Here is a 20,975-nt window from a genome sequence, read left to right as displayed (position 1 = left end):
GGCTGGCCGTTAACAATCCTATTTACCGAGCGAGAACGGGAATCACGGAATACCTCAGGCCGCCAGATTGGCGGCCTGAATGCTGTTTATGCCGCTTCGGTTTTTCTTTCCGGCTGCGGTGAGGGGGCGGGCGTATTAGCGGCCAGCGCGTCGGGCGCAAAATCATCGACGTTGATTGAGCGTAAGCGGCTGGCTTCGGCCTTCGTCAGAATGGCGGCTTCGTCTGCCGTGATCTGACCTTCCGCCAGAGCCTGTTCCGCCAGGCGATCCAGCCGCATGAACGGCAGGGGACGCGTACCGGCTTTCGACAGTCGTTGATAAATCGGTTCGGCTGCGATGATGTCCCGCAGAGCCTCTTCCAGTAAGCCGACGGGATTATGCTCGCTGGCAACCAGATATTGGCCGCGTCCCAGACGGCTGCGTGTTTCCGATGGCGTTTGCAGGATCTGCGCGACTTCATGGTCGAGACGGTCAGACGGCGCATGGGAGTTTCGCCCCAGCGGGAAGATAATAAACGTCAGTAGCCCTGCCACGACGCGATTCGGGAAGTTGCGCAGCAGATCGCCCATCGCCTGTTCAGCCTGATGCAGGCAGTCCTGCACGCCCCAGTTCACCAGCGGGAGGTCCGCCTTCTGTCGCCCTTCGTCTTCATAGCGTTTCAGCGTGGCGGAGGCCAGATAGAGCTGGCTGAGAATATCGCCAAGCCGCGCCGAAATACGCTCGCGACGCTTCAGGCTGCCGCCAAGCACCGCCATAGAAATATCCGCTAGCAGCGCCAGATTCGCGCTGAGTCGGTTGAGCCGCTGATAGTCGCGGCGCGTGCTGTCGTTCACCGGCGCACGGCTGAGAAGGCCGTTGGTCAGGCCAAGCCAGAGACTGCGTATCGTATTGCTGCCGACGTGACCAATATGACCCAGCAGCGCACGGTCAAAGTGCGGCACATCGTTGTTCTGCGCCGCCGCCATTTCTTCCAGCACATAAGGGTGGCAGCGGATCGCCCCCTGACCGAAGATGATCATGCTGCGCGTGAGAATATTCGCCCCTTCCACGGTAATCGCAATCGGCGCGCCCTGATAGCTGCGCGCCAGAAAGTTGGACGGGCCGAGGCAGATCCCTTTCCCCCCGGCGATATCCATCGCATCCATGACGCTGCGCTGGCCGCGGTGGGTACAGTGATATTTGACGATCGCGGAAAGCACTGCCGGTTTTTCACCCTGCATGATGCCGCTGGTAATCAACGTGGCGGCGGCGTCCATGACATAAGCGTTACCGGCGATACGCGCCAGCGGTTCTTCAATCCCTTCCATCTTGCCGATAGCGATCTTGAACTGGCGGCGGATGTGTGCGTAAGCGCCGATGCCGAGGGCTATCGACTTCAACCCGCCGGTGGAGTTAGAGGGCAGCGTAATGCCGCGTCCAACCGATAGGCACTCCATCAGCATACGCCAGCCCTGACCGGCCATTTTTACGCCGCCGATGATGTAATCCAGTGGGACGAAAATGTTCTCCCCCTGCGTTGGCCCGTTCTGGAAGGGAATGTTGAGTGGGAAGTGGCGGCGACCAATTTTAACGCCTTCGGTATCCGTGGGGATTAAGGCACAGGTAATTCCCACGTCGTCCTTATCGCCTAACAGATGGTCGGGATCGTAAAGTTTGAAGGCCAGCCCCAGCACGGTGGCGACCGGTGCGAGCGTGATATAGCGCTTATTCCAGGTCAGGCGCATACCCAGGATCTGTTCTCCGTTCCAGTTGCCGTAGCAGACGATGCCGGTATCGGGAATCGAGCCCGCATCGGAGCCGGCTTCCGGGCTGGTCAGCGCAAAGCAGGGGATTTCCTGACCGCTCGCCAGACGCGGCAGGTAGTGATCTTTTTGTTCTGGCGTACCGTAATGTTGCAGTAGTTCACCGGGGCCGAGTGAGTTGGGAACGCCGACGGTGATCGCCACAATACTGGAAACGCCCGCCAGTTTTTGCAGCACTTGCGCCTGAGCATAAGCAGAAAATTCCAGCCCGCCGTACCGTTTTTTGATGATCATGGCGAAGAAGCGGTGTTCTTTTAAAAATGTCCACATTGCTGGCGGCAGATCGGCATGCTCATGAGTGATTTCAAAGTCATTGGCCATCCGGCACAGTTCTTCAACCGGCCCGTCGAAAAAGGCCTGTTCTTCGGCAGTCAACTGCGGCCGCGGGTAGTTATGCAGTTTTTTCCAGTCCGGCGCGCCGCGAAAAAGATCGCCTTCCCACCAGGTCGTCCCGGCATCGATCGCCTCTTTTTCCGTATTCGACATTGGCGGCATGACCTTCTGAAACATGCGCAGCGCGGAGGCGGAAAAGTATTTCTGGCGCAGGGCCGGAACGGTAACCGGAACCAGCAGAATCACGAGGGGAACGATCAGCCACACGGGCCACAGCAGCATCGCCGACATCGCGGCAAAGTAGGCCAGCAGAATGGCGCAGCCGGGCAGCAGGCTGAGCCGATGGTAAAACATCGCTCCGATGATAATCAGCAGGAGGAGGATACTGACTGCAACCATCATAATGTGTCTCCAGCATAGTGATCGAAGAAGGTAAGCTGTCGTCGCTCAATCTTGTAAGAGGTCAGACCTGTTGCTTCTATTGGTTGTAGTTTATCTGATTATATTTATCAATTTGTTTACATCATAATTACAACTCACTTCACAAAGCCTATGCTGGCCGGCTATTTTCCGGCTGACGTTAGCGATCCCGACAATCCTGTGATTACGCGCTTCTCGCTGTTTGTCCGATCCGCTACACTGCATGACAGAACAGAGTGTTGTCACCGGACAAAACGAGAGGATGTCATGTATCAGGACTTGATCCGAAGTGAACTGAATGAAGCGGCAGAAACATTGCGTAATTTCCTGAGTGATGAGGCGAACATTCAGTCGATTCAAAACGCGGCGGTGCTGCTGGCTGACGCTTTCAAAGCAGGGGGAAAAGTGATTTCCTGCGGTAACGGTGGCTCGCACTGTGATGCGATGCACTTTGCCGAAGAGCTGACGGGACGCTACCGTGAGAATCGTCCGGGTTATCCGGCGATTGCCATTTCCGATCCGAGCCACCTGTCCTGCGTCAGTAACGATTTTGGCTATGATTTTGTCTTCTCCCGCTACGTGGAATCGCTGGGGAGTGAAGGCGATGTGCTGCTGGGGATTTCCACTTCCGGCAATTCCGGCAACATTATTAAAGCCATTGCCGCGGCAAAAGCGAAAGGGATGAAAGTCATTACGCTGACGGGGAAAGACGGTGGTAAAATGGCAGGCTCCGCTGATGTGGAAATTCGTGTGCCGCATTTTGGCTATGCCGACCGTATTCAGGAAATTCATATCAAAGCGATTCACATCCTGATTCAACTGATTGAAAAAGAGATGGCGGGTCAGTAAACCGTACTGATTACACCCGAAGTCGGCCGGTTTCAGGTAGCCAACGCACACGCAACTTGAAATATGACGAGAAGGAAAGGTGGAAAGCCAGAATGTGTGAACTGCTGGGGATGAGCGCGAATGTGCCGACGGATATCTGCTTTAGCTTTACCGGGCTGATACAGCGTGGGGGGAAAACCGGGCCGCATCGGGATGGCTGGGGGATTACCTTTTATGAAGGAAACGGCTGTCGGACGTTTAAAGATCCGTTGCCGAGTTATAACTCGCCGATTGCCCGGCTGGTGCAGGATTATCCCATCAAGTCATGTGCGGTGGTTTCACACATCCGGCAGGCCAATCGCGGCACGGTATCGTTGGAAAATACCCATCCTTTCACCCGCGAGCTCTGGGGGCGGAACTGGACGTTTGCTCACAACGGGCAACTGAAAGGCTACCATTCCCTGAAAACCGGCATGTTTCGCCCCGTGGGGCAGACAGACAGCGAATACGCTTTCTGTTGGCTGCTCTCCCGACTGTGCGAACGCTATCCGCGCACGCCGGGCAACTGGCCCGCGGTATTTCGTTACATCGCTCAACAGGCGGACGAGTTGCGCAAGAAGGGGGTGTTTAACATGTTGCTGTCGGACGGACGCTTCGTGATGGGATACTGCTCAAGCAAACTCTACTGGATCACGCGCCGCGCGCCATTTGGTAAGGCGACGCTGTTGGATCAGGACGTAGAGATTGATTTTCAGCAGCAGACGACGCCCAATGATGTCGTGACCGTGCTGGCGACGCAGCCGTTAACCGGCAATGAAACCTGGCATCAGATTATGCCAGGTGAGTTTGTACTATTTTGTTTCGGCGAGCGCGTACTTTAAGGTCGGCTGGCTGGTCATCAGCGGGGGGCTAACAACGTATTGCCCGTTAAAAACCGTGATGGCTGGCGGTTGATGGTGCTGATTAAAGTAGGCATACCCCGGTTGAAGCTGGCGCCAGAAGCTGGCATAGCGGGAATGACGGTGGCGCTGCATGTTCTGCTCCGTCATGCGAAACGGGTAGATGGCGATATCAATTTTTGCCTGCCCGTTACGCAGCGCGTGCTCCGCATAGCGATAAATCTCATCCATGTAGCCGTTGGTCATCGCATAGCAGCCTACTGACACACATTCGCCGTGGATCATTAAATAACGACCGGAATAGCCCTGTGATTTATCGTAATCGTTGGGGAAACCGATATTGATCGCACGGTAATATCTGCTGTCTGGCTTGAGCTGGCGCAGATCGACCTGATAAAAACCTTCCGGACTTTTTAAATCGCCTTCAATACGTTTTGGACCCAGTCCACCCGAATATTTACAAATGGGATACTGCTCCAATAAACGATATTCGTTGCCGACTTTCGCATAAAGTTCGAATATCCGCTCTTCTTTAAATATCTGAATATAGATCGGCGAGCCTAATAACTGCTGTTTTAATTCTTTTGCTATCGGCGCAAGCGGCGGTGCGGTTTCGCTGGCTACGCTGGTAACAACAAGAGAAGGCAAAAGAAACAACATCGCAAATGACAGCGCGATTTTTTGCATTATGGTTCCTGATAATCAAATTGCCTGCTATACGCGGCATATCCGTCGCGCTCCCGGAGAGTTCGGTGGGAAGACGCGTGAATCGCCGTTTTCGGTCTATATTTCGTCGCCGAATCGATCACGACGAAAACAAAATCACATTATCATTGGTTTCATATTAATCAAGCGTTGAAAAGCGCTAAAAAATAACATTTACAAAAAAACGGCCTGTAAGAATGCGGGCCGTTCAATTTCAGGTCGTTAATAGTAGGAAATTACGTCAGGCGCGGGTGGGTGTGTGCGATAAACCGATCCTGCCGTAAACAGGCTCAGTGATTCGTCTTGCTTGTCATCGGCACGGTGAGGTGTCACGCAACTTGTCTATACTGATGTTGATCTGTATATTTATACAGCATTATCAGGGGGCAGTATGCGCAAAATCATTCATGTTGATATGGACTGTTTCTACGCCGCAATTGAGATGCGTGATAACCCGCGCCTGCGAGATATTCCTCTGGCGATTGGCGGGAGCGCGGATCGACGCGGCGTTATCAGCACCGCGAATTACCCGGCTCGGCGCTATGGCGTCCGTAGCGCGATGGTCACGGCAACCGCCTTGCGTTTGTGCCCACACCTGACTTTGCTTCCCGGGCGCATGGACGTCTATAAATCCACCTCGCGCCAAATCCGCGAGATCTTCGCGCGTTACACTACGCTGATCGAACCACTTTCTCTGGATGAAGCCTATCTGGATGTCACCGATAGTCAGCACTGTAACGGTTCGGCGACGCGCATCGCCGAAGAGATCCGGCGCACCATCGCGCATGAATTGCATCTTACGGCCTCGGCGGGTATTGCGCCGATTAAATTTCTGGCGAAGATCGCGTCTGATCTCAATAAGCCGAACGGACAATATGTGATTGCGCCGGAGCAGGTGGATGATTTCCTGCTGGCGCTGCCGCTGGCGAAGATCCCCGGCGTCGGGAAAGTCACGGCGAAACGGCTGGAAGAGCGCGGTCTGCATTCCTGTGCGGATGTGCGGGCGTATGCGCTGGCGGATCTGCTTAAAGAATTCGGCAAATTTGGCCGCGTGCTGTGGGAGCGATGTCAGGGGATCGATGAACGACGGATTTCACCGGATCGGCTGAGGAAATCGGTCGGGGTGGAGAAGACGCTGGCGCAGGATATCCACCATTGGGAACAGTGCGAAAGCCTGATTGAACAGCTTTATCAGGAGCTGGAAGTCCGCCTGAAACGGGTAAAACCCGATCTGCATATTGCGCGTCAGGGCGTCAAAATCAAGTTTGATGATTTTCAGCAGACGACGCAGGAGCACGTGTGGCCGATGTTGAATAAACAGGATCTGCTCAAGCTGGCGCGTCAAACCTGGCAGGAGCGGCGTAAAGCTCGCGGCGTCCGGCTGGTTGGACTACATGTGACGCTGCTTGACCCGCAAATTGAACGGCAGTTGGTGCTGGATTGGGGATAATCTTTTTGATTGCGGATGAAAAAGGCGACGGACGCGCCGCCGCCTCGATTTTATCCTGATGCGATCAGGCGCGTGGCGGGATTGCTTTCAGCAGTTCCGTCAGCAATTGCCAATACAGGCCAACGCTACCGATATGCACTTGCTCATCCGGTGAATGCGGCCCCGTGATGGTTGGCCCGATGGACACCATATCCATGTCTGGATACGGTTTCTTGAACAGACCGCATTCCAGACCGGCGTGAATCACCATGATGTTCGGCGTCTTGTTGAAGAGCTTCTGATACGTTTCACGCACCAGCGCCATGATGGGCGAATTGGCATCGGGCTGCCAGCCTGGGTAACCGCCTTTCGGTGAGGTTTTCGCGCCAGCCAACTGGCCCAGCGCCGTCAGCGTACCCACGACGGCGTCTTTACCGCTGTCGATCAGCGAACGAATCAGGCAGATGATTTCCGCGTGGTCGTCTTCCATCGTCACAACGCCCAGATTCAGTGATGTCTCCACCACGCCTTTGACCGCGTCGCTCATGCGGATCACGCCGTTCGGCGTCGCGTTGAGCAACGCCAGCAGGCGATCGCGGCTGTCCTGCGTCAGGGGAAGGCCGATGCTGTCGCTGGCTTCCACCTGCACGGTCAGGTTTTTTTCAACGGCGGAGAGTTCATTCTTCAGCACGGTCAGATAGTCCTGACTCAGCGCCTTCAGTTGCTCGACGTTAGCGGCAGGCAGGGCCAGCGTCGCAAAGGCTTCACGCGGAATCGCATTGCGCAACGTTCCGCCGTTCAGATCGAGAAGGCGAATATCCAGCGCTTTCGCCTGTTCGAACAGGAAACGCGCCAGCAGTTTGTTGGCGTTCCCCAGCCCAAGGTGAATGTCGCCGCCGGAATGGCCGCCTTTCAGCCCCTTAATCGTCAGTTTCAGCGTTTGGTAACCGGCAGGCATCGCTTCACGCGCTAGCGGCAGGCGGGTGATAAAATCAATGCCGCCCGCACAGCCCATGTAGATTTCGCCTTCTTCTTCCGAGTCGGTATTAATCAGAATTTCGCCCTGAAGCCAATTGGGTTGCAGACCGAACGCGCCATCCATGCCGGCTTCTTCCGTCATCGTCAACAGGACTTCCAGCGGGCCGTGTTCAACCGTCGGATCCGCCAGTACCGCCAGCGCAGAAGCCATACCGATGCCGTTATCCGCGCCCAGCGTGGTGCCGCGCGCTTTCAGCCACTCACCGTCGACATAAGGCTGGATAGGATCGGTGGTGAAATCGTGTACCGTGTCGTTGTTTTTTTGCGGCACCATATCCAGATGCGCCTGCAACACGACAGGTTTGCGATTTTCCATCCCTGCGGTTGCCGCTTTGCGCAACAGAATATTGCCGACTTGATCACGCTCGGCATGAATACCTTTTTCTTTAGCCCATTCCAGAATGTGCGCGGCCAGCGCCTCTTCATGATAAGAAGGATGCGGGATTGAACAAATCTTGGCGAAAATATCCCATAAAGGCTGGGGAGAAAGTTGAGACAATTCAGACACTATTTTCAGTCTCCTTGTTGAGCGGCCTGTCTTCGCGTTCTGGCGTGCAGGGGCTACAGATTAAACATTGATCGCTGTCAGCCACGTAGAATGGCCTGTCACGACAGAATATCATTTTCCATCAACGCAGGGGGAAATTGACGTCTGCCCGTAGCTTTTTTCCTGCTGCAAACCCCGGCTATTAGTCTGAAGCCGCGCAGAGAACAGGGAAAACTCGGCTTTCGTGCTGAGAAAAACTGGTTTTTATGTTGTCGGCTATCTATAATCTCGCGCAACCTTTTTCCCCCCTCAGACTCAATTAAGCCGGTTTTTATTCGGCTGGGATATATTTTATGAGCGAAAAGTACGTCGTAACCTGGGATATGTTGCAAATTCATGCCCGTAAACTGGCACAGCGTTTGCTGCCTGCCGATCAATGGAAAGGCATCATTGCCGTAAGCCGCGGTGGTCTGGTTCCCGGCGCGCTGCTGGCGCGCGAGCTGGGCATTCGTCACGTTGACACCGTTTGCATCTCCAGTTACGACCATGACAACCAGCGCGAAATGAAAGTACTCAAGCGTGCCGAGGGAGATGGCGAAGGGTTTATCGTGGTTGACGATTTGGTTGATACTGGCGGTACGGCGAAAGCCATTCGTGACATGTATCCGAAAGCGCACTTTGTGACCATTTTCGCCAAGCCGGCCGGCAAGCCGCTGGTTGATGACTACGTGATTGATATCCCGCAGGACACCTGGATTGAGCAGCCGTGGGATATGGGCGTGGTATTCGTTCCGCCGCTGTCAGGCCATTAATTACCTGAGCGGTGAACGTCCGCGATTCTCTGCAATGCCTGGTGAAACCGGGCATTGTTGTTTCTGGCCGATGGCTATTTTCGGCGTAGGATTATCGCGGGCGTTTGTCGTGTGGAAAGCGGGCTTTATTTGTGTTCTGTTTGATCAGAATGTGTGCTGTCGTTTGTCTTCTCCGTCCTGAGTTCGTTACACTCAGCCTGATGAAAACGTCGTCTGATGTCCGCTAACAGCGGTTTACATAAACGGAGGCTGCTGTGGCGCAAGCTAACCTGTCTGAAACGTTATTCAAACCCTCTTTCAAACATCCGGAAACCTCGACGTTGGTCAGGCGTACCCGGCATGGTCAGGCAATGCAGGGGCTGCATTTCACGCTGGAAGGCGAGAAGACCCGCAGTTGGTATCGAATGATCAACCGGCTGATGTGGATTTGGCGTGGCGTCGACCCGTGGGAGATTGAAGATGTGCTGTCGCGCATCGCGGCGAGCCGGGCGGAGCGCAGCAGCGAACATTTACTCGATACCGTGATCGGCTACCGCAGCGGTAACTGGATTTATGAGTGGGCGAAGCAGGGCGCGGGCTGGCAACAGCGGGCAACAGACGGCGACGATGACGCTCAGACAGGACAACGCTGGCTGAATGCCGCCAACCTCTACAGTATCGCCGCGTATCCGCATATTAAAGGCGATGAACTCGCGGAGCAGGCACAGACGCTGGCAAACCGCGCCTATGCGGAAGCGGCAAAATACCTGCCTTATGAACTCAAAGAACTGGCTTTTCCAATCGCGGGCGGCGGGACGCTGACTGGCTTTCTCCATATGCCATCACGCGCGAAGGCGCCTTTCCCAACCATTCTTATGTGCGGCAGTCTTGAAATGTTACAGAGCGATTATCATCGCCTGTTTCGCGACTATTTTGCGCCTGCGGGCATGGCGATGCTGACCATTGATGTTCCTTCCGTCGGGTTTTCCTCTCGTTGGAAACTGAGCCAGGACTCCAGTTTTTTACATCAGCAGGTGCTGCATGCACTGCCGGATATCCCGTGGATCGACCATTGCCGCGTCGGGGCGTTTGGTTTCCGATTCGGCGCCAACATTGCCGTCAGGTTGGCTTATCTGGAGCCGCAGCGTTTATCCGGCGTGGCCTGCTTAGGGCCCGTTGTTCATCATCTGTTAAGCAATGTGGACTGCCAGCAACAGGTGCCGGATATGTTTATGGATGTGCTCGCCAGCCGGTTGGGCATGCCGTTCTCGACGGATGCCGCGCTGAAAACCGAGATGGGACGCTATTCGCTGAAAACGCAGGGGTTGCTGGGACGTCGCTGCCCGACGCCGATGCTGGCGGGCTATTGGGATAACGATCTGGTCAGTCCGAAAGAAGAGGCCTGCCTGATTGCGAATTCATCGGTGCAGGGGAAGCTGATGCCGGTTAATTTCTCGCCGGTATACCAGAATTTCCACCGCGCACTACAGCAAATCAGCGGATGGTTGCAGGATAAACTCGGCTAATTGGTTGATAAATTACCGTTCTCTGCTAAAAAGAAGATTCAACCAGAGGAGATCGCAGATGATGTTACCGAGTGGATACTCTAAAAGTCAGCTTATGAGAAACTTTACGGCATTGGGGCCTTATATACGTGAAGCGCAGTGCAAGCATGACGCGTTCTTCTTTGATTGTCTGGCCGTGTGCGTCAACACCAAGCCTGCGCCGGAAAAGCGGGAGTTTTGGGGCTGGTGGCTGACGTTGGAAGATACCGGCAAGGCTTTCATCTATAAGTACCACTACGGGCTGTTCGATAAACAGGGCCACTGGCGTGAGGAAAAAATTAAGGACAAAGCCGTGATGGAACAGGTGGAAAACGCCCAACAGGCTTTCCATGTCCGACTGGAGAAACTGTTACACTCGCTGGACCCCGCCGGTAGCCTCGTCTCACGACCGTGAGTCGTTTCTGACAATCCCTGATTTATTCGCCGGTTTTCGCGTTGTGCCTGTTGGCATAACGCGTCTGTCCTGCTACAACGTTTTCCTTATTCTTATTTTTTGACATCCAACGGCAGAGAAATTATGAGCGGCAGCCAGACTTTGGTTGTGAAACTGGGCACCAGCGTGCTGACCGGCGGTTCGCGCCGCCTTAACCGTGCTCACATTGTTGAACTGGTGCGCCAGTGCGCGCAGCAACATGCGGCAGGACATCGGATTGTTATTGTCACCTCGGGGGCGATCGCCGCCGGGCGCGAACATTTGGGCTATCCTGAGCTTCCGGCTACGATAGCGACCAAACAGCTGCTGGCAGCCGTGGGGCAAAGCCGTCTGATTCAACTGTGGGAACAGCTATTTTCCATCTATGGCATCCACATCGGGCAGATGCTGCTGACGCGTGCGGATATGGAGGATCGCGAGCGTTTCCTCAATGCGCGCGATACCATGCGGGCGCTGCTGGATAACAACATCGTTCCGGTGATTAATGAGAATGATGCGGTGGCGACTGCCGAGATCAAGGTCGGCGACAACGATAATCTTTCCGCGCTGGCGGCGATTCTGGCCGATGCGGATAAGCTGCTGCTGCTGACCGATCAGGCCGGCTTGTTTACCGCCGATCCACGTAATCATCCTGATGCGGAGCTGATCCGTGAAGTGAACGGCATCAGCGATGCGTTGCGCAGCATTGCCGGGGACAGCGTGTCCGGTTTGGGGACAGGCGGCATGTCCACTAAATTGCAGGCTGCCGATGTGGCCTGCCGCGCGGGGATCACCGTGGTGATTGCCGCAGGCAGCAAACCGGGGGTGATTGGCGATGTGATTGACGATATTTCCGTTGGGACGCGTTTTCATGCCATGGACGCGCCGTTGGAAAACCGTAAGCGCTGGATTTTCGGCGCGCCGCCAGCAGGTGAAATTACCGTTGACGATGGCGCGCTTTCCGCGATCCTTGAACGCGGCAGTTCATTGCTGCCTAAGGGCATCCGTACTGTAGACGGGAATTTCTCTCGCGGTGAAGTGATCCGCGTGCGTAGCCTGGCGGGGCGCGATGTGGCGCATGCCGTGACGCGCTATAACAGTGATGCGCTGCGCATGATCGCCGGACACCACTCTCAACAAATTGCCGATATTCTTGGCTACGAATATGGTCCGGTGGCTGTCCATCGTGACGATATGATTATCAATTAAGGAGTTCGCGATGCTTGAACAAATGGGTAAAGCGGCAAAAGCGGCCTCTTATCAGCTGGCGGTTTTGCGCACGGCGCAGAAAGATCGTGCATTACTGACGATTGCGGACTTACTGGAGGCGGAGAGCGCAGCGATTCTGGCGGCTAACGCGCTGGATCTGGCCGATGCGCGTCAAAATGGCATGAGTGAGGCGTTGCTGGATCGTCTGCTGTTAACGCCGGAAAGGCTCAGTGCGATTGCCAGCGATGTGCGTCAGGTCTGCCGTCTGACCGATCCGGTAGGGCAGGTGATTGACGGCAATATGCTGGATAACGGACTTAAGCTGGAGCGTCGCCGCGTGCCGTTAGGCGTGGTCGGTGTGATTTATGAGGCGCGTCCGAACGTCACCATTGATGTGGCTTCTCTGTGCCTGAAAACCGGTAATGCCGTAATCCTACGCGGTGGGAAAGAGACATACCGCACTAACGCGGCTACCGTTAAGGTGATCCAGCAGGCGCTGTCGCAGTGTGGCCTGCCAGCCGCTGCGGTGCAGGCGATAGAAAGTCCGGACCGTGAACTGGTCAATCAACTCCTGAAACTCGATCGCTACGTGGATATGTTGATTCCACGTGGTGGCGCTGGCCTGCATCGGTTATGTCGCGAGCAATCGACGATTCCGGTTATTACCGGCGGGATTGGCGTTTGTCATATCTATGCCGATGACAGCATCGATTTCGATAATGCGCTGACGATCATTGAAAGTGCCAAGGTTCAGCGTCCCAGCGCCTGCAACAGCCTGGAAACGCTGCTGGTCAACCAAAGCATTGCCGATCGCTTCTTGCCGGAACTGAGCAAAAAAATGGCGACGGCGGGCGTAACCTTGCACGCCAGCGCATCCGCTATGCCTCACCTTGCAGCAGGCCCGGCCAAGGTTATCGCAGTGAAAGACGCTGATTACGATGATGAATGGCTGTCTAATGACTTGAACGTCACGCTGGTGGACAGTCTGGATGCGGCAGTCGACCATATTCGTCAACATGGTACGCAGCACTCTGATGCGATCCTGACGCGTTCTTTAAGCAATGCGGAACGTTTCGTGCGGGAAGTGGATTCCTCCGCCGTGTATGTCAATGCCAGCACGCGCTTTACTGACGGCGGCCAGTTTGGACTGGGGGCGGAAGTGGCAGTCAGTACCCAGAAACTGCATGCACGCGGCCCAATGGGGCTGGAAGCGTTGACCACCTATAAATGGATCGGCTACGGCGACGACCTGATTCGCGCTTAATTGATGATGGCGGGCAGCTTTTGCCCGCTTTTTTGTATGACGGCGCCGAAAAATTGAAAAATGTACTGCGTTATGAACGTAGGCATTTATAGAAGACAGTTATAGCGTTCCTTGCTATTAGATTAGAAAATTATCAGAGAATCTTTACTGTCCAGAGTGTGACGATAAAACCAGCATATGAACGCCAACCTCTTGACTTGGCGTGTCGATTTCACTAGTTTGTCACCCCGTAGTTCATCGTCATGCGCTCGCAGGACGATCCTCAACGCCGATATAGCTCAGTTGGTAGAGCAGCGCATTCGTAATGCGAAGGTCGTAGGTTCGACTCCTATTATCGGCACCATCCTACCTATTTTAACGTCTCCCCAAGTCTACTCAAACACCCTTTAAACCCTTATAATACGCGGTTTCACGGCCCTTATTGTCTCTGCTCGTCTACTCACGTTCATAGAAATCTACGGTGAGTTGGGGGCATCGGTGGGGGCATATCGTGTTCGGTCTAGAGGAGATGCCCCCAAATGAAGCTCAATGCCAGACAGGTAGAGACTGCCAAGCCCAAAGATAAACCCTACAAGTTAGCAGATGGTGGGGGCATGTATCTGGAGGTGTTCCCGAACGGCACCAAAAGCTGGCGCATGAAATACCGCATCGCTGGTAAAGAAAAACGTGTGGTGTTTGGCGTCTACCCGACCATTACCTTAGCCGATGCCAGAAGCAAAAGAGATGATGCTAAAAAGCTGCTGGTTAACGGCGTTGATCCGAGTGCGTTTAAGCAAGAAAGCAAACAAGCCCAAATCGAAGAAGTGAAAAACACCTTTCAGCAAATTGCGCTCGAATGGCACAGCATGAAAGTGAAGAAATGGTCTGCGGGGTATGCCTCTGACATTCTTGAAGCGTTCAACAAAGACGTCTTCCCGTTCATTGGTCAACGGCCTGTCGCAGACATTAAGCCGCTGGAATTGCTGAACGTGCTTAAAAAGATGGAAGACCGAGGTGCGACTGAGAAAGCCAAGAAAGTACGTCAACGCTGCGGCGAAGTGTTTCGCTACACCATCGTGACAGGCAGAGCCGAGTATAATCCTGCGCCAGACCTCACCAGTGCCATGCAGGGGCATGAATCTACACATTACCCATTCCTGACCACCGAAGAGCTTCCCGCCTTCTTTAAAGCCCTTGCTGGCTCCTCTGGTAGTGAATTGATGGTGCTGGCAGCGAGATTGTTGATCCTTACTGGCCTAAGAACGGGTGAATTGCGTGGTGCCTTATGGTCGGAAATCGATTCCGAGAAAGCGCTATGGGAAATTTCTGCTGAACGCATGAAAATGCGCCGTCCTCATATCATCCCGCTATCTACCCAAGCGTTAGACATTATCGAACAGATCAGAGCAATGACGGGGCAATTTCCTTTACTGTTTCCGGGCCGCAATGACCCAAGTAAGACCATGAGCGAAGCCAGTATCAATCAGGTATTTAAGCGAATTGGCTATACAGGCCGGGTTACGGGTCACGGCTTCCGTCATACCATGAGCACCGTTCTTCATGAACAGGGCTATAACACCGCATGGATTGAAACCCAACTGGCGCATGTTGATAAGAATGCTATCCGTGGCACCTACAACCATGCGCAATACCTCGATGGTAGACGTGAGATGCTGCAATGGTATGCCGACTACATGGTAAGCCTTGAGAACGGAAGCAATGTGGTGCAGGGAGCGTTTGATCGGCGTGGGTAAGGATAACTGCTGATGAAAGAAGGGTTATGTCTTAACGGGCATAGCCCTTTTTCTTGGCTAATGCAGATAAGAATTAAGTCAGAATTTAAACTGATGTTTGTTAACTAATTGATTAATATAAAAATTATAAAATACCTTAAAACAGGAAAATAAATAGCACTTATTGCTAAATCGCTCTACACCCCGCCCAGTGACAGCTCTCCCGTCATTTCATCTGTTTTTGTATGAAAAACACTCAATCCGAGTTCAATTCTGATTTTCCGAGGGTTGAACATCATAAGCGATCTGCAGATACTACATTCATCAAAACAACAACGGAGAAATATATGACAACAAGAAGATTTATTCGCCTACCGGAAGTGATGGATAAAACAGGATTTAGTAAAGCATGGATCTATAAACTTATTAGTAAAGGTGATTTTCCTAAGCCGATTAAGGTTGGAATAAGAGCTAGCGCTTTTGTAGAAAGTGAGATCGATGAATGGATTGAAAAAATGATCTTTTCATCACGCAATGCGGCAGCTTAATAATATATGGGTAGTATGTAAAAGCAATATAAACATATATTTATAAAATATAACAATCCCTATTAAATAATACATGAAAGTGTAGGGGGATATTTACTTAACGATTAAATAAGGAACCAAAAATGAAAAAAGAAAATAAATGTAATAGTCAGAACTCAGCAGAACTTACAGCATTGTTAGAATACTCTCGCTTTACCAAGAAAGTGCTTGCGAAGCCTGCTAATGAAGTATTCGATCTATTTACTGACAAGTATTATATGGAAACTGTTTACGATGATATTATTGATAAAACGAAGAAAAGTATTGATCAAAGTCAGCATAGATTCATAGATTTTGAAGAGGTTAGAATAAATATAATGTGCATGCATACAGAAGCCATTATGATTTGTTATATGTGAAAATAAAATAGCTCAAAATGGATTGTTTAGCGTTTAGAGATTTTATATGAGTAATATAGATATCATAAGCAAAAGGTCAGAGATATATCTGACCTTTATTAGGTTTGCTATCATTAATCAATAATGATCTTGTCATATATTTTCTTTATTTCTATTGACTATTAAAATATAAGTTTTATAAAAAGTAAAGATACAAAAAAAGCCAGATGATAAATCTGACTTTTTAAGGACTAAAAAAGTTTTCGCTGACTTTTTTAAGTCTTGTAATCAGTTAGAGGAATAACGCGATTACAAATATAATAAAGTATTAAATAATCTTTTCATATTTGTCAAATCTAAATCTGAGCTTTTTACAAGTCTTTTAAATACCACTACCAGAATCTTTAATGTCCTCGAAAGCAATCAAATTATAAACCTTTGTATCAGGTCTGCATATGTGGAGCAATTGAGCGCGAGTCGCTAATAAGAGATGTCCGTATGTTTTGTTGGTTGTAGGTATAGAAGGGGAAGCGACGTAATACCAACCCGAAGCGAAGTTCTAAACAGATAAGTGAAGTTGTATATGGAATAGCTATGAGAAAGCCCTACCTTTGTTGACAGCATAAATAGGGGATAACAATACATTAATCTGCATGAACGAATCTGGGGGTGTCGTAGGGTGTCCTACATTGGAAACGATGTAGAGCTTTAAGCCAGATCAACTTGGGTGAAGTCATATTTTTCATCTTGGTTTTCGCCAATCTTGATACATTTTCAACAAAATAAGTTGAAAATTTCAGGAGGCGAAGCCTTGGATGAAGTCCCCTTTTCGGGGGCGAACACAAGGCAGTATATAACTCTCAGTAAGGTTGTTTATGTTTATAGCAAAGGTGCCTTGTTTTATGGCACCAATAAAATATAAAGTAGAACTAGATCTAAAAAATATATAGGGCGAAGCCTAATAAAGTAAAAAGAAAACCATATCTAAAAAAATAAAAAAAAACAGTCTCGCGCCAGATATCCCACCATAGAACTTTTCCCGTTGTTATCCCTTCAAGATCCAAATCCTAAACAGAAATCGATCGTTATAAAAGATCGATATGTATATATCGATAGGTTTTATCAATCAAAAGGTGCTTAATCGATCGTTATTAATTGTTTTTAACGATCGATATTTATCATATGATAGCCTATAGCTATCAACGTCCATTTTTTCGATCGGTACAAACGATATGACTAGACATAAAAATAATTGAATTCTAAGGCGTTTACAGATCAATCGTAGGTCTGTGCTATTGGTGAAGGAAAAGGTATGCGTAAATTTATGTTAGTGGCAGGTCTTGTCGTCCTGCTGGCAGGGTGCGGTGATGATGGCATCTATGGCAACTACACCAATCAACAGTATGGCGTCAGGCTTGATATTCAGAAAGACGTCATCAAGTTCAGGAATGGCGTTTTTACTGTTAAAAACTGGGATGAAAGCCAAAAACCTATTTATATCGCTAGAACTCAAAACAAAGATCTAGGTTCATGGACTTTTAAAATAGAAAAAGTCAAAGGCGGTGTAGTTTACCAAGGTGCGGTTTTTAAGAAAGATTAGAGGATTAGGAAATGGAAAACAATACCATTCAATGCCCCTACTGTCTAAAAGAAAGTCAGAAAGGGGTTCGCGTATGCACGGGATGTCAAGCAACTATATTATACGGTGCTCCTCCGGGTTGGTGCGTATTTTTAGTTATATTAGGGACTTTAACATTGTCGATTTTGATCGGGTTGAATGCAGGTATAGTTGCATTTAATATAAGTTTGTTTGTCATTGGGATTTTTGGATTTATTATTAGCAAGTTGGCTTTCTCTGAACGGATTTCTTTTAGACGAAGAATGTAAAACTGCCCTGTCTTTCAAGGTGATGGCTCGCAGTGCGAACCATCACATATCTAAAGTTTATTTTCTTCATTGCGTCCTCAAGTAATAAATCGGAACCCACTGACATAAAAGCTGTCAGCGGGACCCCGCGATCTATTACTTGACGATTTGACCCCTGTTGCAAATTTACGCAAAGCTACCAGAAAGGCAATATATTATTCATCCTATCTTTTATTTGCATTTTATTCGATGTGCAGTGTATTTATTTATGTAGCCGCTATTGACAAGTATTTTAGATCGGTTATCTATTTAAATATAAGTGTAGTTCAGCTTTGATTTTTTGTTTTTCGGAAACTGAGGTTTTTGTTTTTCGGAAACTGAGGCAAGGTGTAATCCCGTAGCCGGTATTATACCCAACCTTTCAGGTTGCCCCCTCTCACTTCGTTCGGAGGGTTGTTAAAAGCTCTACCCTTCCGCTGATTTCCCCTATCAAGGGGAAGCGGTAAATAGTTTTACAGTTCACTTCAAAACAAAAGGAATAAATATGAAAATAGTTTTATCAGTATCAAAATGTTTATACATAAACGATTTAGATCGCTTACTTCCGTGTGATCGTTTTTTTGTTCATTTAGATTATAAGGATATTAGCAAAAAAGAGTCATTTGAGATGAATAGACACGACAAAGAAAGCTACAAAATTATCTTTGATAAGATTGTAGATAATGACGTAATGCTTGCTATTGATGAAGACATCTACAGCGAAGTTATCGAAAACTTACTTTATTATTCAAATAAGAAATAAGGAGACATATATGATTATAGCAATAGGAATGATGCTTCTTTGTATTATGTTGGGATGTTTTATGATCCGTAGCTGCACAGGAAAAACAAACTCTTCAAGTGAAGCAAAACAAGCAATATCAGATGTTAGAAAAATAATCGATAAAAAAGCACTGATTAAATACAAAAGGAATAATAGAATATGATTGATGATGACATAGAAAAACAAATGAGTTTAAAAATGAAGTTTGAGTTATTAGCAAGATTTTTTTATTACATAGAACAAGATAAAGATATACCTTTTTGTGAAATAAATAGTGATGAAAAAAGGCTGTGTTATTTCGTATCTCATAGATATATACAAGAAAATAAAGCTGATGATCTTCTAAAGTCTTTGATTGATGAAAATGATGAAGACTATATAAAAGCTATAAGAGATTATATGTTTACTACAGAGGGGTAATAAATATGGATACAGACAGAAAAAGAGGGCGTATAGGATTAAATCACGAAGTACGTAGAGATATATCTATACAGTTCAGAGTAAACAAAGCAGAGTTTGAGTATTTAAAAGAACTTGTGGAAGCATCAGGGCTTGAAAGAGGTCATTACATTAGAAAAGAAATTTTAAACTCTGAACCTATTGTTAAAAGAAAAATGCCTGAGTTTGAGCAATCATTGTATAGAGAAATACAGCATCAAGGTAATAATATAAATCAGATTGCTAAAAAACTAAATACCAATGAAGACTTTAAACAATCAGTAGCTGCAGAAGCTAACTTTGCTATAAAGCAACTTATGAAAAGAATATTAAAGGCTTGTGAGGTTTATACTGTATGAAAGGGAATGTAGCTAAAACAGGGAGATCATTTAAAAATAGAGTTGAGTATATATTAAAAGATGATCACACCTTTATTTGTAGCAATATGGCAAGTGATTACAATAATGTTAGTGATTTAACTGATGAGTTTAAAACTGTAAGCAGCTTTAGACAGGATATAAAAAAACCTGTTTTTCATGCGTTTTTATCTCTTCCAAAAGGTGATCATTTAACAGATGAACAATGGCAAGAGATAGCAAAAGACTATTTGAAAGAAATGAATATTGATATAGAAAAACATCAATATATTTGTGTGCGCCATAAAGATACAGATAAAGAACACATCCATATTGTAGCTAACCGTGTTGGGCTGGATGGTTCCGTGTGGCATGGTCAGCACTCAGCATTTAACACAATAGCAGCTTGTGAACGTCTTGAGATAAAGCACGGCTTAACCATTACACAAGGGCTTAAAGGTCAAAAATCAGAGGTATCAGCACCAACCAAGAACGAAATCGAGCAAGCTCTTCGCACAGGTGAGAAACCAGCCCGTATCGTGCTACAGAACGCATTACAGGCGGCTATGACAGGAAAACCAGACTTAGGGACGTTCGTAGAACGTCTGCAGGCCGTAGGCATTGAACCAAGGTTCAATGTTGCCAGCACTGGCAACGTGGCGGGGGTTTCATTCAGTGTAAATGACATAGCATTTAAGGGATCTTCATTAGGTAAAAAATTTAGTTGGAACACTATTAAAGGTAAGGTTAAATATGACAAAGATAGAGATGATAAAATCGTTAGAAGATTCGCAACAAGAAAAACAGATGGCGAAAATAGTTTTGGACGATCACTTGTTGAACCAGATTTCAACAGTGATAGAGCCTCTGACAGAATCGATGATGATATTATCAGAATCAGTCAGTACAGCATTAAATCAGACGCAGCAAGTATTAGAGAGGACAGAGAAAACAGCCTCAGCAACATCATCAATACTAAATTTATCGAGAAACACAATAGACAAGCAAATCGACGACTTAGAAATACAAAACAGAAAAATACACAAACTCTCAACAGACTTAAAAAACAATACAATCAACAACCAAACAAAATTAATAATCAAGGTCGCTTCAATCGTTGGCATAGTAAATCTGATAGCAGTTCTATCAGTAGGATACTTGATCATGCAGAAACAGCTACCACAGCCACAGATAAATTTAGACTCAAAAAGCGTGGCAACATCAATAGTAGAGCAACTAAGATCGAAGAAATGAGGAAACGATTAGGAATAAGCAAACCCATTACAGCCCCTAAAAATAAAGAGAAAATCATTCATGATGATATAAAGAAAAAACCAGCTAATTTGGCTGGAAATGAAAGTAGATTTAAATCGAATTTGAAAGAAAGGATGAAAATTGAAAGATTAGAATCATCACAACAAGAAGGTGAACAGATTATTGAACGCCAAGTTTTCAAACCAAGATAAAAGAGACGTCATTAGATTATTATGAGTATCAGAGTATGTAAATACATGTTAAGTGGCCTATACCCGGCAGCCACTTAATCTGAAATATAAACAATGGTAGGTAATTAAAATCGAGACTGTAATTTAAATTGTGTAATTGCCTGTTTTTGATATGTTCACGCCAATAGCGGAGACAGGCAGAATATGGACGAGAAGAAACTCAAAGCC

General features: G+C 48.6%; 21 protein-coding genes and 1 tRNA gene. 19 read left to right on the top strand and 3 right to left on the bottom strand.

The features are described from left to right. Positions 1-86: 86 nt before the first annotated feature. A complete protein-coding gene (gene fadE, locus EDC54_RS16355; RefSeq protein WP_132458904.1) occupies positions 87-2,534 on the bottom strand; it encodes an acyl-CoA dehydrogenase FadE in 2,448 nt (815 codons plus the stop codon). A 288-nt stretch (positions 2,535-2,822) separates the two neighbouring features. Between fadE and lpcA the strand changes: the two genes are divergently transcribed. Together lpcA and EDC54_RS16345 are read left to right on the top strand one after the other, a co-directional pair. Next, complete coding sequence (lpcA, locus tag EDC54_RS16350; protein ID WP_132458784.1) at positions 2,823-3,404, top strand: D-sedoheptulose 7-phosphate isomerase; 582 nt, start codon at positions 2,823-2,825, stop codon at positions 3,402-3,404. Positions 3,405-3,496: 92 nt separating this feature from the next. Next, positions 3,497-4,264: a class II glutamine amidotransferase gene (locus EDC54_RS16345; RefSeq protein ID WP_132458781.1), complete on the top strand. Its 768-nt coding sequence runs from the start codon at positions 3,497-3,499 to the stop codon at positions 4,262-4,264. On the opposite strand, the gene dpaA is transcribed toward EDC54_RS16345, so the two are convergent. Further along, positions 4,235-4,969, bottom strand: a complete 735-nt coding sequence (dpaA, locus tag EDC54_RS16340) for a peptidoglycan meso-diaminopimelic acid protein amidase (protein WP_132458778.1) — start codon at positions 4,967-4,969, stop codon at positions 4,235-4,237. The genes EDC54_RS16345 and dpaA overlap by 30 nt on opposite strands. A gap of 409 nt (positions 4,970-5,378) precedes the next feature. Here dpaA and dinB point away from each other — a divergent pair, with 409 nt between their 5' ends. After that, positions 5,379-6,437 (top strand): DNA polymerase IV, encoded by a 1,059-nt coding sequence (gene dinB, locus EDC54_RS16335; protein WP_132458776.1) that lies wholly within the window; start codon positions 5,379-5,381, stop codon positions 6,435-6,437. A gap of 64 nt (positions 6,438-6,501) precedes the next feature. Here the strand turns inward: dinB and pepD are convergent, their stop codons facing one another. Continuing rightward, positions 6,502-7,962 carry a beta-Ala-His dipeptidase gene (gene pepD, locus EDC54_RS16330; RefSeq protein ID WP_132458773.1) on the bottom strand — a complete coding sequence of 487 codons (1,461 nt, stop codon included), beginning with the start codon at positions 7,960-7,962 and terminating at the stop codon, positions 6,502-6,504. A 332-nt stretch (positions 7,963-8,294) separates the two neighbouring features. Here pepD and gpt point away from each other — a divergent pair, with 332 nt between their 5' ends. The 16 genes from gpt (at position 8,295) to EDC54_RS16250 (ending at position 20,768) form a co-directional block, all read left to right on the top strand. Next, entirely contained in the window at positions 8,295-8,753 is a 459-nt protein-coding gene (gpt, locus tag EDC54_RS16325) for a xanthine phosphoribosyltransferase (protein WP_132458770.1), read from the top strand. Between the two features lie 254 nt (positions 8,754-9,007). Continuing rightward, complete coding sequence (gene frsA, locus EDC54_RS16320; RefSeq protein ID WP_132458767.1) at positions 9,008-10,258, top strand: esterase FrsA; 1,251 nt, start codon at positions 9,008-9,010, stop codon at positions 10,256-10,258. 58 nt (positions 10,259-10,316) lie between these two features. Further along, a complete protein-coding gene (crl, locus tag EDC54_RS16315; RefSeq protein ID WP_132458764.1) occupies positions 10,317-10,691 on the top strand; it encodes a sigma factor-binding protein Crl in 375 nt (124 codons plus the stop codon). 123 nt (positions 10,692-10,814) lie between these two features. Then, on the top strand, positions 10,815-11,918 hold the full coding sequence (gene proB, locus EDC54_RS16310) for a glutamate 5-kinase (protein ID WP_132458761.1): 1,104 nt from the start codon (positions 10,815-10,817) through the stop codon (positions 11,916-11,918). A gap of 10 nt (positions 11,919-11,928) precedes the next feature. After that, positions 11,929-13,182: a glutamate-5-semialdehyde dehydrogenase gene (proA, locus tag EDC54_RS16305; protein WP_132458758.1), complete on the top strand. Its 1,254-nt coding sequence runs from the start codon at positions 11,929-11,931 to the stop codon at positions 13,180-13,182. Between the two features lie 267 nt (positions 13,183-13,449). Further along, a tRNA-Thr gene (locus EDC54_RS16300) sits at positions 13,450-13,525 on the top strand. 175 nt (positions 13,526-13,700) lie between these two features. Continuing rightward, on the top strand, positions 13,701-14,915 hold the full coding sequence (locus EDC54_RS16295; RefSeq protein WP_132458755.1) for a tyrosine-type recombinase/integrase: 1,215 nt from the start codon (positions 13,701-13,703) through the stop codon (positions 14,913-14,915). A gap of 326 nt (positions 14,916-15,241) precedes the next feature. Further along, a complete protein-coding gene (locus EDC54_RS16290; RefSeq protein ID WP_132458752.1) occupies positions 15,242-15,442 on the top strand; it encodes a helix-turn-helix transcriptional regulator in 201 nt (66 codons plus the stop codon). A gap of 122 nt (positions 15,443-15,564) precedes the next feature. Beyond that, positions 15,565-15,840 carry a hypothetical protein gene (locus tag EDC54_RS16285; RefSeq protein ID WP_043085806.1) on the top strand — a complete coding sequence of 92 codons (276 nt, stop codon included), beginning with the start codon at positions 15,565-15,567 and terminating at the stop codon, positions 15,838-15,840. Between the two features lie 1,291 nt (positions 15,841-17,131). Then, positions 17,132-17,419 carry a hypothetical protein gene (locus EDC54_RS16275; RefSeq protein WP_043085804.1) on the top strand — a complete coding sequence of 96 codons (288 nt, stop codon included), beginning with the start codon at positions 17,132-17,134 and terminating at the stop codon, positions 17,417-17,419. Between the two features lie 11 nt (positions 17,420-17,430). Beyond that, on the top strand, positions 17,431-17,706 hold the full coding sequence (locus tag EDC54_RS16270; protein ID WP_071883434.1) for a hypothetical protein: 276 nt from the start codon (positions 17,431-17,433) through the stop codon (positions 17,704-17,706). 523 nt (positions 17,707-18,229) lie between these two features. Next, the gene (locus tag EDC54_RS16265) at positions 18,230-18,487 is read left to right on the top strand and encodes a hypothetical protein (RefSeq protein WP_132458749.1); all 258 of its coding nucleotides are present in this window, start codon (positions 18,230-18,232) and stop codon (positions 18,485-18,487) included. A 10-nt stretch (positions 18,488-18,497) separates the two neighbouring features. Next, positions 18,498-18,671 carry a hypothetical protein gene (locus tag EDC54_RS17920; RefSeq protein ID WP_165904332.1) on the top strand — a complete coding sequence of 58 codons (174 nt, stop codon included), beginning with the start codon at positions 18,498-18,500 and terminating at the stop codon, positions 18,669-18,671. Next, on the top strand, positions 18,668-18,928 hold the full coding sequence (locus EDC54_RS16260) for a hypothetical protein (RefSeq protein WP_132458746.1): 261 nt from the start codon (positions 18,668-18,670) through the stop codon (positions 18,926-18,928). The genes EDC54_RS17920 and EDC54_RS16260 overlap by 4 nt, the downstream gene beginning before the upstream one ends. A gap of 5 nt (positions 18,929-18,933) precedes the next feature. Next, a complete protein-coding gene (locus EDC54_RS16255; RefSeq protein ID WP_132458743.1) occupies positions 18,934-19,305 on the top strand; it encodes a plasmid mobilization protein in 372 nt (123 codons plus the stop codon). Beyond that, positions 19,302-20,768 carry a relaxase/mobilization nuclease domain-containing protein gene (locus EDC54_RS16250; RefSeq protein WP_132458740.1) on the top strand — a complete coding sequence of 489 codons (1,467 nt, stop codon included), beginning with the start codon at positions 19,302-19,304 and terminating at the stop codon, positions 20,766-20,768. Before EDC54_RS16255 ends, EDC54_RS16250 begins: the two co-directional genes overlap by 4 nt. Positions 20,769-20,975: the final 207 nt, after the last annotated feature.

The organism is Samsonia erythrinae (assembly GCF_004342665.1).
Taxonomy (GTDB): domain Bacteria; phylum Pseudomonadota; class Gammaproteobacteria; order Enterobacterales; family Enterobacteriaceae; genus Samsonia; species Samsonia erythrinae.
Note: the sequence above shows the minus strand (reverse complement) of the source record. Positions and strands in the feature narration are given on the sequence as shown.